We start from the raw sequence: 12,901 nt of genomic DNA on the forward strand, positions 1-12,901 counted from the left end.
CACGACGTCGGGCTTCATTTCGAACCCCCAGCTTTGGCTGCCGGGCGCGACGGTCCGTCCAGCTTCTTCTCGGCCAGGAATCGGGAGACCTGGTCGGCGATCTGGACGTTGTTCAGGTCGGACATCGGGAAGTGGGTGTTGCCGCGAATTCCGACCTCGGGGAGGTGGACCAGCCGCGCCTCGCCGCCATGGCGATTGACGGCCTCCACCCAGAGCCGGGCCATGGCCAGCCGGACCCGCCAGTTGTCCTGGCCGCGCTCGCTCGTCGGTTCGACGGGAAAATTGTCGCCGTAATAGATGATGATCGGGAGGCGGGTGAGCTTCTTGAAATCGGCGAGGGGAACGCCTTCCGGCGACAGGGTTCCGGCGGCGCTCGGCATGGCCGGGGGGAGTTCGCCCTGTGGGAAGATGAAGCCGCTGCCCGGCTCGAACGCGACGATAGCCCTGACGTTGGGGCTCTTGATCGCGGTCAGCCAGCCTGGACCGCCGCCCTGGGAGTGGGTGAACAGAACCGCCGGCCCCGTCCTCGCCAGCAGCGCGGCCATGGCGTCCGAGATCACGCCGGCGTCGTAGGGGCCGGTGTTGGGCGTGACCGATCGGAAGAACTGATCCAGCGTCTCCGGCTTGCGGTCGAACTGGACGTTGCCGAAGTAGTTCGGCCACTTGCCGATCCGGAACTGGTCGAAGAACAGCTGATCGTTGGGCGTCGGTTCGATCGTCGCCGCGACGGTGCTGTTTCCCGCCCGCCCGCGACGGGGCTGATCGACGAGATAGACCGGAAACCCGCGGCGCAGGAACAGCGTCTGGAATCCTTCGCGCCCGTCAGGCGTGGTCTCCCAGCTGCGCGCCGACTGGAAGGCGCCATGCAGCATGACGATGGGCAGGGCCTTCGGGTTCTGCGGGACCTGGTAGAAGGCGTAGAGATGATCGCCGTGGAGGCTCTGCCCGGCGGCGGTCGGATTATTGTTGTCGTAGGCGCCGGGCGTCGTCGCCACGGTCCCGCCGACCGCGAAGCTGCCCTGATCCTGAAGGGTCAGGGGCGCAAACCCGCCGGCTGACTGGGCATGTGCGGGCAAAGACGCGGCCAGGCCGACCGCCAGGGCCAGCGGCAGGAAACGAGTGAGGCGAGGCGGGGTCGTCAAGGTCATGCAGTCCCTCCATGGGCGGGTCGCATGAAACTAGCCTCTGCCCGAATTTTCGATTAGCCGCTCTAATTCGATAGGCTTTATTCGGTGAGCTAATCAATTGGCGGCGCGGGCGCTTAAATCCGCAAGGACCGCCCCCGGATTTCCCTCCAGACGGAAAAATTCGTAGACTTCGAAGGCGTTGACGTAGGCTCTCGCGCCCAAGACAGGCACTGCCGTTTTGAAGTCTCTCCGCGCCAATGCGGCTAAGGAACAGCGCCGTTCACCCCCTAAATCTTTGGGATCCAACCGGCCGAATGTGCTGGTTTATGACCAGCTTCCCAAGCTGAATGTCGTGGGTTCGAATCCCATCGCCCGCTCAAATGTCCTCCAACATTTCGCCACCTACGCCGCCAGCGGCACGGCCCCTGTCGCCATCGCGGCGGCCAGCACTACCAGGCAGATCAGCACCGCCCATTTCAGCGCGAAGCGCTGCGCGTCGGCGACGTCGACGCCGAGCAGGCCGCAGGCCAGATAGATCGGGGCTAGCAGCGGGCTGAGCGCGTGCACCGGCTGGCCGATCAGCGCGGCGCGGGCGATCGCCTCGGGCGCGATCCCGAAGTTGGCGGCGGTCGCGGCGATCACCGGGACCACACCGAAATAGTAGGCGTCGTTCGACATCACGAAGGTCAGCGGCATGCTGGCCAGGGCGGTGATCGGCGCGAGGTACGGGCCGACCGACGACGGTATCACCGACAGCGCCGCCTGCGCCATGGCGTCGGCCATCCCCGCGCCGTTGAGGATGCCGGTGAAGGCGCCGGCCGCGAAAATCAGCACCACCACATTGACGACGTTCTCGGCATGGGCCGCGATCCGCGCCCGCTGTTCGCTGAGCCGCGGATAGTTGATCGTCACGGCGATGGCGAAGGCGCCCATCATCAGCACCGGCAGCGGCGCGAGGCCCAGGATCATCCCGGCCACCAGGCCCGTGGTCAGGGCGAGGTTGAGCCAGAACAGCCGCGGACGGCGGATCTCCGCCAACGCCGGATCGGCGCTTCCGAACGCGAGGGGTGTCGACGCCGGGGCCGCGGGCGCGCCGGCCAGCCGTCGGCGTTCGGCCCGCCCGAACAACCAGGCCAGGACGAAGGTCGCGGCCAGCCCGGCGATCATCGCCGGCAGCAGCGGCAGGAAGACGTCGGAAAGCTCGGCGTGCACGGCCGCCGCGGCCCGCGCCGAGGGCCCGCCCCAGGGCACGAAGTTCATCAGCGAGTTGGTCAGCCCGAGCAGCGTGGCGAGGATCAGCGGGTTCATCCCCACCCGCCGGTAGACCGGCAGCATGGCGCTGATCACGATCAGGGCGGTGGTGGTTCCGTCGCCGTCGAGCGAGACCGCGGCCGCCAGAATCGCGGTGCCCAGGCTGATCCGCACCGGGTCCTCGCCCACCGTCGCCAGCACCTTGCGCACGAGCGGGTCGAACAGCCCGGCGTCCATCATGATCGCGAAGTAGAGCACCGCGAAGGCCAGCATCAGCGCCGTCGGCGCCACCTGCAGCACGCCCTTGATGATCATGTCGCCGAGCTGCGGCCCGGCCCCGGCCAGCAGTCCGAACGCGATCGGCACGATCAGCAGCGCGGCGATCGCCGACATCTTCTTGGTCATGATCAGGGTCATGAAAACGACGACCATCGCCAGGCCGAGCACGGCCGGATGCAGGAGGATCACGGCAGAAGCTCCGTCGCTCGCGCGGCGGCGCCGGCGCGTGGAAAGGGCGGGACGCGCACGGCCCGGTGATTGTATCGCTCCGGGGGATCGCCCACCGTGGGGCCGATCGAAGATTCTCGGAGCGGGGCATGGCGGGCAGGACGATGGGCGGTGTCGAGGCGCTGGCCGATCCGCAGAACACCGAGCCGGCCACCCACACCGTGCTGACCCGGCTGCGCGAGATGATCGTCACCGGTCAGATCGCGCCGGGCACGCGCCTGCGCGCCGAAGGCCTGGCGACCCAGCTGGAGGTCTCGCGCACCCCGATCCGCAGCGCGCTGGCCGTGCTCTCGGCCGAGGGGCTGGTGCTCTACAGCGTCAACCGCGGCTACACCGTGCGGGCGGTTACGCTCGGCGACGTCTACGACTCCATCGACGTGCGCGCCTCGCTCGAGGGGCTGGCCGCCCGCCTGTCGGTCCAGCGCGGCTGGACCGACGAGGAGCTGGCCTATCTGGCCGACGTGGCGGCGCGCTCGCAGGCCATCGTGAAGCGCGGCGACTGGTCCGAGGCGCTGGAGCGGGACTGGTATGAGTACAACCGGATCTTCCACCGGCTGATCCACCAGGTGACCCGCAACCACGCCCTGCGCAGCGCCATCCGCATGACCCTGCTCTATCCGCTGTTCGGCGACCCGGTGCGCGTCTCGCCGACCATCGCCGCGCACGTGCCGGCCCCGGCGCGGGCGTTGCCGGCGGTCACCCCGCCGCACATCGTCGAGATGCAGGCCGATCACGAGAAGATCCTGGGCCTGATCCGCGCCGGCGACGCCGAAGGCGCCGAGCGGGCGATGAGCGACCACGTGCTGCGCACCAAGACCCGCATCCTCGCCATCGCCACCCTTCGATAAAACGAATTCAGTTTATATAATTATTGCATCCAATTTATGGGCCGATAGCATCGGCGCTGTCCATAGTCGCCTGCGCCTGAGGGGGTCATGAGCCGCACCCATCGCATCGCCGTCATTCCGGGAGACGGGATCGGCAAGGAAGTCGTGCCCGAAGGGCTGCGGATGCTGGAGGCGGTTTCGGCGCGCTACGGCTGCCGCTTCGCGTTCGACCACTTCGATTTCGCGTCCTGCGACTACTACCTGCAGCACGGCGCGATGATGCCGGAAGACTGGAAGCAGCAGATCGGCGGCCACGATGCGATCTTCTTCGGCGCGGTCGGCTGGCCCGACAGCGTGCCCGACCATGTCTCGCTCTGGGGCTCGTTGATCCAGTTCCGACGCGAGTTCGACCAGTACGTGAACCTGCGGCCGGTCAAGCTGATGCCCGGCGTGCCCAGCCCGCTGGCCGGGCGCGGCCCCGGCGACATCGACTTCTACGTCGTGCGCGAGAACACCGAGGGCGAGTACTCCTCGATCGGCGGCGTGATCTTCCCCGGCACCGAGCGCGAGGTGGTGGTCCAGGAGACGGTGATGACCCGGATCGGCGTCGACCGGGTGCTGAAGTACGCCTTCGACCTGGCCCAGCGGCGCGGCAAGAAGCACCTGACCTCCGCCACCAAGTCGAACGGCATCTCGATCACCATGCCCTACTGGGACCAGCGGGTCGAAGCCATGGCGCAGGGCTATCCCGACGTGCGCTGGGACAAGTACCACATCGACATCCTGACCGCGCATTTCGTGCAGCACCCCGACTGGTTCGACGTGGTCGTGGCCTCCAACCTGTTCGGCGACATCCTCTCCGACCTCGGCCCCGCCTGCACCGGCACCATCGGCATCGCCCCGGCCGCCAACATCAATCCGGAGCGCAAATTCCCCTCGCTGTTCGAGCCGGTGCACGGCTCGGCCCCGGACATCGCCGGCCAGGGGGTGGCCAATCCGGTCGGCCAGATCTGGTCGGCGGCGCTGATGCTCGACCATCTCGGCGAGCACGAGGCGGCCGCCGCGGTGGTGGCGGCGATCGAGACGGTGCTGGCGCGCCAGGAGCTGCGCACCCGCGACCTGGGCGGTCCGCTGAGCACGGTCGCCTGCGGCCAGGCGATCGCCGCGGCGCTGCGCTAGCGGGATCGGCCGTCGGCGACCACGCAGCCGGAGGCCGGATCGCCGCCGTCCAGCACCGCCACGACTGCGCGGGCGGCGACCATGTTGGTGCGCTCCAGCCCCTCGCGCGAGGAGGCGGCGGCATGCGGGCTGGCGACGACGTCGCCGCGGGCCAGCAGCGCCTGGGTCACTGGCGCCCAGTCCGGATCGCTCTCGCTGACGAAGGTGTCGAGGCCCGCCCCGCCCAGTCGCCCGCTCTCCAGCGCCGCCAGCAGCGCCCGGTCGTCGACCAGCCCGCCGCGGGCGGTGTTGATCAGGATCGCCCCGGGCTTCATCGCCGCCAGCGCCGCCGCGTCGATCAGGAACCGCGTCGCCGCCGTCAGCGGCGCGTGCAGGGTCAGGTAGTCGGACTGCGCTAGCAGGGTCGGCAGGCCGGCGTAGGTCGCGCCGCTGGCGCGCGCCCAGGCCTCGTCCCGGCGCGGGCTGCAGACCAGCACCTTCGCCTCGAAGCCGCTCAGCCGCTGGACCACGCTGCGCCCGATGCGGCCTGCGCCGACCACGCCGACGGTCTTCTGATAGAGGTCCGAGCCGGTCAGGATCGACCAGGTCCCGCCCTGCATCGCAGCCTGCGACTCGCGGAACCGGCGGGCGACCGCCAGCATCAGCGCGATCGTGTGGTCGGCCACCGAGGCGTCGTTGCCGCCGGCGGCGATGGTCGCCACCTTGCCCAGCTCGCGGACCGCCTCCAGGTCGACCCGCTCGTAGCCGACCCCGCGGCGCGAGACGACCTGCAGCTGCGGCAGCGCCGCCAGCAGCGGCCGCGTCACCCGCGCATGGCCGACGATCCAGCCGGCCGCCCCGGTCAGCAGCGCTTCCAGCTCGCCCTGCGTGAAGTCGCCGTCGCCCTGGCCCGGCGGCGGCTCGGCGACGATGACCTCGCAGCCGCTGGCCTCCAGGAAGGCGCGGGCGGCGTCGTCGAAGAACCGCTGGGTGACGACGACCCGGCGGCTCATGCGGCGTCCAGCTCGACGTCCAGCAGCCGCACGTACTGCTGGCCCGCATGCATGTCGCGCTCGACCATGCCGCCCTGCGGCGTGGCGCGCGGATAGGAGACCTTCACGACGTGGAGGCTCGGCGCGGCGAACCGCTTGACCAGGGCCGGATCGGTCCCGAACAGCCGGGCGAACAGCTCCGGCCCCAGCACCGGGCTCTCGTGATAGCGGGCGAAGCTCTCGGGACCGTCGAAGAAGAAGTCGATCGTCACCCAGAACGGCCCGGCGTTCTTGGAGCGCACATGTCGGCAGACGTCCTTGACCTTGGCCATCAGGCGCTCTCCCCCTCGCGCAGGTCGATCCAGGCGGTGCGCACCAGCTCCAGCGGATCGTCAACCGCGACCACGTGGTTCAGCTTGAACTCGAACACCGGCCCGCGGTCGATGTCGGCCGGGGTGAAGGCGAAGCCGTAGCTGGGCAGCTCCTTGTCCATCACCAGCGGGAAGTGGAAGAAGTAGGGGTTGCAGGCCTTGGCGATTTGCGAGGCCATCTCCTGGCTGTCGGCGGTGGCGACGAACAGCACCCCCACCTCGCGCGGCGGCGGTGTTCCCTCCGGCGGCTTGTCGCCCGAGACCGCGTTCCAGCCGTAGAGCCGCAGCGAGATGTGGAAGTCGCCGGCCGCCGGGCCGATGGTCTTATGGACCCGCTGATTGAGCGCGGCCAGCAGCCGGTCGTGGAAGGCGTCGAGATTGGCCAGCACGTCGGGGTCCTGGATGCCGATCAGCATCACCGTCTGGAAGCGGCTGGCCGCCGCGCCTTCCAGCTTCATCGTGTAGGGGCGTGGTTCCCAGACCGATCCGGTCACCTTCACCGCCCGCTCCGACAGCTGGGTGTAGACTGCCTGGCTCACGTCGAGCACGCCGCCCGGCTCGGTCAGCCGGAACGGATCGCTGTTCTCGTAGAGCATGTGCGCCGAGACGCTCTCCGGATCGCACCAGTTGTCGGCCGCCAGCGGCTCGACCTCGAAGCCGTCGGGACCGATGCCGATCAGCACCCCGGCGCCGCCGTTGCGCACCGCCGTGCACTGGGCCCCGCACTCGGCGATCTTGGCCGCATGCCAGGCCGGTCCGGCCGGCGCGCCGTGCAGCAGCGCGAAACAGGCCAGCACCGCGGTGTCGGTGGTCCGCCCGCCCAGCACGATGTCGGCTCCGGCCTGCAGTGCGGCCATGTACGGTTCGGGACCCATGGCCGCGACGATGTGCTCGCAGACGTCGATGTCGGCGTCGTCCAGCGGCCCCAGCGGCGCCAGTGGCGTGATCCTGCCGGCCGCGTTGCGCACCTTCAGGTCGGCCTTGTCCTGTTCGGAATAGAGCAGGGCGATCTTCGGGCGGATGCCCAGTTCGCCGGCGACCTCGACGACGATCTCGGCGGTCCAGTCGAGGTTGCGGTCGCCGCCGGCCTGGCCGCAGGTGCCGATGATCAGCGGGATCTTCGCCTCGGCCCCGGCCTTCATCAGGATGCTCAGGTCGCGCTTCACCGAGCCGCGGTTGTTCTTCGAAATCCCGAGCGCCAGATAGGCTGCGCCGCTGTCGGTCGAGCCGGCGTCGGTGGCGATCGCTCGCGCCCCCTGGGCGATGCCGTAGGCGACTTCCTTCTCGCTGGCGCCGGCGCCGAGCGAGCCCGTCGGCACCAGAATCCTGATCGGTCCGTCCATCGCGCTCCACCCTGGCCTGCGCCCTTGGCGGGCGTTTCGGCAAGCCTATGGGGGTGAATTCAAACGGTCAATATTTTGGATGCAAAATGCATCAACCCTTGAGGACCAGCGGCAATCCGGCGCTGACCAGCACGGCGCGGTCGGCGGCGGCGGCCATCGCCTGGTTCATCCAGCCGGCCTCGTCGCGGAACTGGCGGGCCAGGGCGTTGTCGGGCACGATCCCCTGGCCGACCTCGTTGGAGACGACGTAGAGCGTCGCCGCACTGGCCTTTAGCGCCGCGGCCAACTCGGCGACCTTCTGCGCCAGGTCGGCGTCGGCCAGCAGGTGGTTGGTCAGCCACAGCGTCAGGCAGTCGACCACCGCCACGTCGCCGGCGCCTAGCGCCGCGACGGCCTCGGCCAGCGCCAGCGGCGCCTCGACCGTGACCCAGCCCGCACCGCGTTCGGCCTGATGGCGGGCGATCCGCTGCGCCATCTCGGCGTCGTGGGCCTGGGCCGTCGCGATCATCACCCGGCGATTTCCGGCGTGGTTCCAAGCCTCTCGCAGCGCATAGCTGGTCTTGCCGGATCGCGCGCCGCCGAGGACGAAGGTCAGGCTCATTGGGTTGACGCTCCGCATGGCAAAGCCTAGGCAGGCCCCGCGACAGGTTCCCCGAGAGGGGATTAATAGGGAACTCAGGTGTGAAACCTGGGCTGCCCCCGCAACTGTAAGCGGCGAGCCCGCGCGTCATATGCCACTGGACGGATGTCTGGGAAGGCGGCGCGCAACGGCTGTGACCCGTGAGCCAGGAGACCTGCCTGACGCGGTCGTCCTTCGTACGCTCGGTGGGAGCGCGCGAACGGGGAGCCTTCCCGAGAGACGACGTCCGTCGACCTGCGCTCGTGCGCGGGTCATGTCGTCATGCGTCAGGGGGGATAACCCGATGAAGACCGTTCTACTCGCCACCACCGCCGCGCTTTGCGGCCTCAGCACCGCTGCGCTTGCCCAGACCGCCGCGCCGGTCGCCATCGCCAGCGTCGGCGAACTGGTGGTCACCGCTAACCGCAACCCGCAGGCCGCCGACCGCGTCGGCCAGGCCGTCAGCGTCCTCGACTACGACGCGATCAAGGCCGCCCAGACGGTCGACGTCTCGACCCTGCTGTCGTCGACGCCGGGCGTCTCGTTCTCCCGCAACGGCGGCGTCGGCGGCTCGACCTCGGTGCGCATCCGCGGCGCCGAGGCCGACCAGACCGTCGTCATCATCGACGGCGTGAAGCTGAACGATCCTTCGACCACGGGCGGCGGATACAACTTCTCCAACCTGCTGGCCGGCGACATCGGCCGCATCGAGGTGCTGCGCGGCGCCCAGTCGACCCTGTGGGGCAGCCAGGCCATCGGCGGCGTCGTCAACATTATCACCCGCGAGGCGTCCGAGCCGTTCGAGGCCGATGCGGCCGTCGAGGGCGGCTCGATGGGCACGACCTATTTCCGCGCCGGCGTCGGCGGCAAGACCGAGCGCCTGGCCTGGCGCCTGGCCGCCGGCCGCTACGACACCGACGGCGTCTCGTCCTACCGCCTGGGCAAGGAAAAGGACGGCTACGAGAACACCGGCGTCAGCGGCCGCGCGCTGTTCACCGCGACCGAGAACCTCTCCTTCGACCTGCGCGGCGTCTACTCCAAGGGCCGCAACGATTTCGACGGCTTCCCGCCGCCCACCTTCAGCTTCGGCGACACCCGCGAGTACGGCGAGACCGAGGAGTTCGTGGGTTACGGCGCGGTGAACTTCAACCTGTTCGACGGCGCCCTGACCAACCGCGTCGCCTACGCCTACACCCGCACCGACCGCCAGAACACCAATCCGGACCAGGCGGTGACCACCACCACCTTCGACGCCCGCGGCGAGAACAAGCGCTGGGAGTATCAGGGGGTCTGGACGATCAACGAGGCCTGGACCGCGACCTTCGGCGGCGAGACCGAGGACTCCTCGATGCGCACGGCGTCGCCGAGCGCCTTCGTCCCCAACCCGCCGGTGACCCGCGCCAAGGCCGGCATCGACGGGATCTACGCCCAGGTCCAGGGCGAGGTGCTGACCGGCCTGACCCTGACTGCCGGCCTGCGCCGCGACAGCCACGACACCTTCGGCGACGCGACCCTCGGCCAGCTCGCCGCCGCCTGGTCGCTGAACGACGGGAACACCGTGCTGCGCGCCAGCTTCGGCCAGGGCTTCAAGGCCCCGACCCTCTACCAGCTCTATTCGGAGTACGGGAACCTGGCCCTGGAAGCCGAAGAGGCCGACGGCTGGGACGCCGGGATCGAGCAGCGCTTCGCCGACCGCTTCCTGGTCCGCGCGACCTATTTCAACCGCGAGACCGACAACCAGATCGACTACTTCTCCTGCACCGCCACGAGCACCGATCCGATGTGCGTGGTGAACGGCGTGCGTCGCTTCGGCTATTACGCCAACACCGCCCAGACCAAGGCGCACGGGGTCGAGCTGGAAGGCAGCGCCGATCTCGGCCCGCTCGAACTCGGCGCCAACTACACCTGGACCGACACCGAAAACGACTCGCCCGGCAACGTGAACCGCGGCAAGCACCTGGCCCGCCGTCCCGAGCATCAGGCCAACATCCAGGCGACCTACACCTGGGAGAACCAGGCCAGCCTCGGCGGTTCGATCCGCTATGTCGGCAAGAGCTACGACAACGCCGCCAACAGCTACACCCTGCAGGCCTACACCCTGCTGGACCTGCGCGCGTCGTATCCGGTCAATGAGACCTTCGAGCTCTATGGCCGCGTCGAGAACGCCTTCGACGACGACTATGAGACCACCCGCAACTACGGCTCGCCGGGCCGTGGCGTGTACGCCGGTGTCCGCGCCCGCTTCTGATCCAGGCGCGGGGGTCTTCCTCCGTCACGGCGGCCGGCTGGCCGCGGCGCAGGCGGCGTTTCCGGACGCGCCGGCGCCGTGGCTCGACCTGTCCACCGGCATCAACCCGCGGGCCTATCCGGCCCCGCGGGCGACGCCGGCGGCCTTGCGCCGGCTGCCCGATCCCGAGGAGGTGAGGGCGCTGGAGGCTGCGGCTGCGCGCGCCTTCGGGGTCGAGCCCGATCGGGTGGTCGCCACGCCGGGGACCGAGGCGGCGCTGCGGGCCCTGCCGAGGATTCTCGGCGCGCGCTCGGCCGCCATCGTCTCGCCGACCTATGGCGGTCACGCCGAGGCCTGGCGGCTGGCCGGTGCGAAGGTGCAAGCCGTCGCCGCGGGCCAGGTCGCCGCCAGCGCCGCCGAGGCGGTGGTGCTGGTCAACCCGAACAATCCGGACGGGGCGACGGCCGCGATCCCGGATCTCGCCGGGCGCTGGCTGATCGTCGACGAGGCCTTCGTCGAGACCGCGCCGGAGCTCAGCGTCGCGGCCACGGCTGGACCCCGCACGCTCGTCCTGCGCTCGTTCGGAAAGTTCTACGGCCTGCCGGGCGTGCGGCTCGGCTTCGTGATCGCCGAGCCGGGCCTGGCCGCCCGCATCGGGGCGCAGTTCGGCGACTGGCCGCTCGGCGCCGAAGCGATCGCCGCGGGCCTGGCCGCCTATGCCGACGATGCGTGGCGCGAGCGCACGCGCCTGCGTCTGGTGCGCGAGGCTGAGCGGCTCGATGGTCTGCTGACGGTCAACGGCTTCGACGTGGTGGGCGGGACCTCCCTGTTCCGGCTGGCCGCCGCCCCCGACGCCGGCCGCCGCTTCGAGCATCTCGCCCGCTGCGGGGTGCTTACGCGGCCCTTTCCCGATCAGCCGACCTGGCTCAGGTTCGGCCTGCCCAAACCCAAGGACTGGCCGCGTCTCAAGGCGGCCCTGGAGAGCTCCCGATGAGCGACGACGAAGACCGCAAGAACGCCGAGCACAAGGCCGCCATGCAGGCGCTGAAGGCCGAGCGCGACGCCATGATGGCCGAGAAGACAGACGCGCCCGGCCTGCTGCTGGTCCACACCGGCGACGGCAAGGGCAAGTCCACCGCCGCCTTCGGCATGGTCGCCCGCGCCCTCGGCTGGAACCAGAAGATCGGCATCGTCCAGTACATCAAGGGCAAGTGGATCACCGGCGAGCGCCAGTTCTACAAGCGCTTCCCCGAGAGCGTCCGCTACGAGATCATGGGCCAGGGCTTCACCTGGGACACCCAGGACCGGGCGCGCGACATCGAGGCCGCGGAGGCCGCCTGGGCGACCTCGCTGGAGATGCTGCACGATCCCGAGCTCGACCTCGTCATCCTCGACGAACTCAACATCGCCCTGCGCTACGATTATCTCGACATCGCCAAGGTGGTCGCCGACCTGCAGGCCCGCCCGCGCGACAAGCACGTCGTCGTCACCGGCCGCAACGCCAAGCCTGAACTGCTCGAGATCGCCGACCTCGTCACCGAGATGACCCTGGTCAAGCATCCGTTCGAGCAGGGCATCAAGGCCCAGCGGGGCATCGACTTTTGAGCTGGATGCTCACCCGGCGGTCGGCGCTCGCCGCGGGCGCCGCGGTGGGCCTTGGCGGCGCTGCGCCCATGCGCGCGCCGCAGCGCGTGGTCTCGCTCAACCCCTGCCTGGACGTGATCCTGGTCCATGTCGCGGACCGCGCCCAGATCGCCGCCATCAGCCACTATTCGCACGACCCGAGCTCCTCCAGCATCGGACCGTCAGGGGCCAGCTACCCCTTCACCTACGAGAGCGCCGAGGAGGTGCTGTCCCTGCGGCCGGACCTGGTTCTGACCGGCCGCCACTCCTCGCCGGCGACCCGCGCGGCGCTGAAGCGCCTGGGCATCCCGGCCGAACTGTTCGCCGTGCCCAACACCGTCGAGGAAAGCCTGGAGCAGGTCAGGCAGGTGGCCCGCGCAGTGCATCGCCCCGAACGCGGCGAGGCGGTGATCGCCAAGGTCCGCGCCGCGCTGGCCGCCGCCGCGCCGCGGCCAGGAACGCCGCGGCTGTCGGCAGTCACTTACCAGGCCGGCGGCTTCGCCACCGCGCCGGGAACGATGATGGACGAGATGATGCGCCGCTGCGGCCTCGACAACGCCGCCGCCCGCTACGGGCTCAAGCGCACCGGCAACATCCCGCTCGAGCTGCTGGTCGCCGATCCGCCCGACGTGCTGCTGGCCGGCGAGGCCGAGCCCGGCGCGCCGACCTGGGCCGACCGCGTCCTCACCCATCCGGCGCTGTCGCGCGTCGCGACCCGCATGCACCGCGCCACCTTCCCCCAGCAGCTGACCTTCTGCGGCGGCCCGGTCCTGATCGAGACCGCCCGCATGCTGGCCAAGGCCCGCGAAGCCGCCCTCGCCAAGCGGAGCCGCGCATGACGCTTTCCTCCACCTTT

12 protein-coding genes and 1 riboswitch are annotated in these 12,901 nt (G+C 69.9%); of the genes, 6 read left to right on the plus strand and 6 right to left on the minus strand.

The window, feature by feature from the left end:
- Window positions 1–14 precede the first annotated feature (14 nt).
- Together AC1Q87_RS13595 and AC1Q87_RS13600 are read right to left on the minus strand one after the other, a co-directional pair.
- Window positions 15–1,148: an alpha/beta hydrolase gene (locus tag AC1Q87_RS13595; RefSeq protein ID WP_492609457.1), complete on the minus strand. Its 1,134-nt coding sequence runs from the start codon at window positions 1,146–1,148 to the stop codon at window positions 15–17.
- A gap of 381 nt (window positions 1,149–1,529) precedes the next feature.
- Entirely contained in the window at window positions 1,530–2,846 is a 1,317-nt protein-coding gene (locus AC1Q87_RS13600; RefSeq protein WP_492609458.1) for a CitMHS family transporter, read from the minus strand.
- A 128-nt stretch (window positions 2,847–2,974) separates the two neighbouring features.
- On the opposite strand from AC1Q87_RS13600, the gene AC1Q87_RS13605 reads away from it, so the two are divergent.
- Both AC1Q87_RS13605 and AC1Q87_RS13610 read left to right on the plus strand, forming a co-directional pair.
- A complete protein-coding gene (locus AC1Q87_RS13605) occupies window positions 2,975–3,733 on the plus strand; it encodes a GntR family transcriptional regulator (protein ID WP_492609459.1) in 759 nt (252 codons plus the stop codon).
- A gap of 87 nt (window positions 3,734–3,820) precedes the next feature.
- The gene (locus AC1Q87_RS13610; RefSeq protein ID WP_492609460.1) at window positions 3,821–4,891 is read left to right on the plus strand and encodes a tartrate dehydrogenase; all 1,071 of its coding nucleotides are present in this window, start codon (window positions 3,821–3,823) and stop codon (window positions 4,889–4,891) included.
- Here the strand turns inward: AC1Q87_RS13610 and AC1Q87_RS13615 are convergent.
- From AC1Q87_RS13615 to cobU, 4 genes are all read right to left on the minus strand, one after another.
- Window positions 4,888–5,883 carry a phosphoglycerate dehydrogenase gene (locus AC1Q87_RS13615; RefSeq protein WP_492609461.1) on the minus strand — a complete coding sequence of 332 codons (996 nt, stop codon included), beginning with the start codon at window positions 5,881–5,883 and terminating at the stop codon, window positions 4,888–4,890. The genes AC1Q87_RS13610 and AC1Q87_RS13615 overlap by 4 nt on opposite strands.
- Window positions 5,880–6,194 carry a DUF4387 domain-containing protein gene (locus AC1Q87_RS13620; RefSeq protein WP_492609462.1) on the minus strand — a complete coding sequence of 105 codons (315 nt, stop codon included), beginning with the start codon at window positions 6,192–6,194 and terminating at the stop codon, window positions 5,880–5,882. Before AC1Q87_RS13620 ends, AC1Q87_RS13615 begins: the two co-directional genes overlap by 4 nt.
- Window positions 6,194–7,576 carry an acyclic terpene utilization AtuA family protein gene (locus AC1Q87_RS13625; RefSeq protein ID WP_492609463.1) on the minus strand — a complete coding sequence of 461 codons (1,383 nt, stop codon included), beginning with the start codon at window positions 7,574–7,576 and terminating at the stop codon, window positions 6,194–6,196. Before AC1Q87_RS13625 ends, AC1Q87_RS13620 begins: the two co-directional genes overlap by 1 nt.
- A gap of 91 nt (window positions 7,577–7,667) precedes the next feature.
- The gene (cobU, locus tag AC1Q87_RS13630) at window positions 7,668–8,177 is read right to left on the minus strand and encodes a bifunctional adenosylcobinamide kinase/adenosylcobinamide-phosphate guanylyltransferase (RefSeq protein WP_492609464.1); all 510 of its coding nucleotides are present in this window, start codon (window positions 8,175–8,177) and stop codon (window positions 7,668–7,670) included.
- 27 nt (window positions 8,178–8,204) lie between these two features.
- Window positions 8,205–8,392, plus strand: a riboswitch (cobalamin riboswitch).
- Between the two features lie 107 nt (window positions 8,393–8,499).
- On the opposite strand from cobU, the gene AC1Q87_RS13635 reads away from it, so the two are divergent.
- From AC1Q87_RS13635 to AC1Q87_RS13650, 4 genes are read left to right on the plus strand one after another with little or no spacing between them, the layout of a single operon-like run.
- Complete coding sequence (locus AC1Q87_RS13635) at window positions 8,500–10,443, plus strand: TonB-dependent receptor plug domain-containing protein (protein WP_492609465.1); 1,944 nt, start codon at window positions 8,500–8,502, stop codon at window positions 10,441–10,443.
- Window positions 10,424–11,416 (plus strand): threonine-phosphate decarboxylase CobD, encoded by a 993-nt coding sequence (cobD, locus tag AC1Q87_RS13640; RefSeq protein ID WP_492609466.1) that lies wholly within the window; start codon window positions 10,424–10,426, stop codon window positions 11,414–11,416. The genes AC1Q87_RS13635 and cobD overlap by 20 nt, the downstream gene beginning before the upstream one ends.
- Window positions 11,413–12,027, plus strand: a complete 615-nt coding sequence (cobO, locus tag AC1Q87_RS13645) for a cob(I)yrinic acid a,c-diamide adenosyltransferase (RefSeq protein ID WP_492609467.1) — start codon at window positions 11,413–11,415, stop codon at window positions 12,025–12,027. Before cobD ends, cobO begins: the two co-directional genes overlap by 4 nt.
- A 5-nt stretch (window positions 12,028–12,032) precedes the next feature.
- Entirely contained in the window at window positions 12,033–12,884 is an 852-nt protein-coding gene (locus AC1Q87_RS13650) for an ABC transporter substrate-binding protein (protein ID WP_492609468.1), read from the plus strand.
- Window positions 12,885–12,901 lie beyond the last annotated feature (17 nt).

The sequence above is a fragment of the Phenylobacterium sp. GW823-FHT02A09 genome (assembly GCF_058797775.1).

Coding starts and splice junctions, on each gene's coding strand:
- cobU (WP_492609464.1), bottom strand. CDS start 8,177: ATGAGCCTGACCTTCGTCCTCGGCGGCGCGCGATCCGGCAAGACCAGC.
- AC1Q87_RS13615 (WP_492609461.1), bottom strand. CDS start 5,883: ATGAGCCGCCGGGTCGTCGTCACCCAGCGGTTCTTCGACGACGCCGCC.
- AC1Q87_RS13610 (WP_492609460.1), top strand. CDS start 3,821: ATGAGCCGCACCCATCGCATCGCCGTCATTCCGGGAGACGGGATCGGC.
- AC1Q87_RS13620 (WP_492609462.1), bottom strand. CDS start 6,194: ATGGCCAAGGTCAAGGACGTCTGCCGACATGTGCGCTCCAAGAACGCC.
- cobO (WP_492609467.1), top strand. CDS start 11,413: ATGAGCGACGACGAAGACCGCAAGAACGCCGAGCACAAGGCCGCCATG.
- AC1Q87_RS13635 (WP_492609465.1), top strand. CDS start 8,500: ATGAAGACCGTTCTACTCGCCACCACCGCCGCGCTTTGCGGCCTCAGC.
- AC1Q87_RS13595 (WP_492609457.1), bottom strand. CDS start 1,148: ATGACCTTGACGACCCCGCCTCGCCTCACTCGTTTCCTGCCGCTGGCC.
- AC1Q87_RS13605 (WP_492609459.1), top strand. CDS start 2,975: ATGGCGGGCAGGACGATGGGCGGTGTCGAGGCGCTGGCCGATCCGCAG.
- AC1Q87_RS13650 (WP_492609468.1), top strand. CDS start 12,033: ATGCTCACCCGGCGGTCGGCGCTCGCCGCGGGCGCCGCGGTGGGCCTT.
- AC1Q87_RS13625 (WP_492609463.1), bottom strand. CDS start 7,576: ATGGACGGACCGATCAGGATTCTGGTGCCGACGGGCTCGCTCGGCGCC.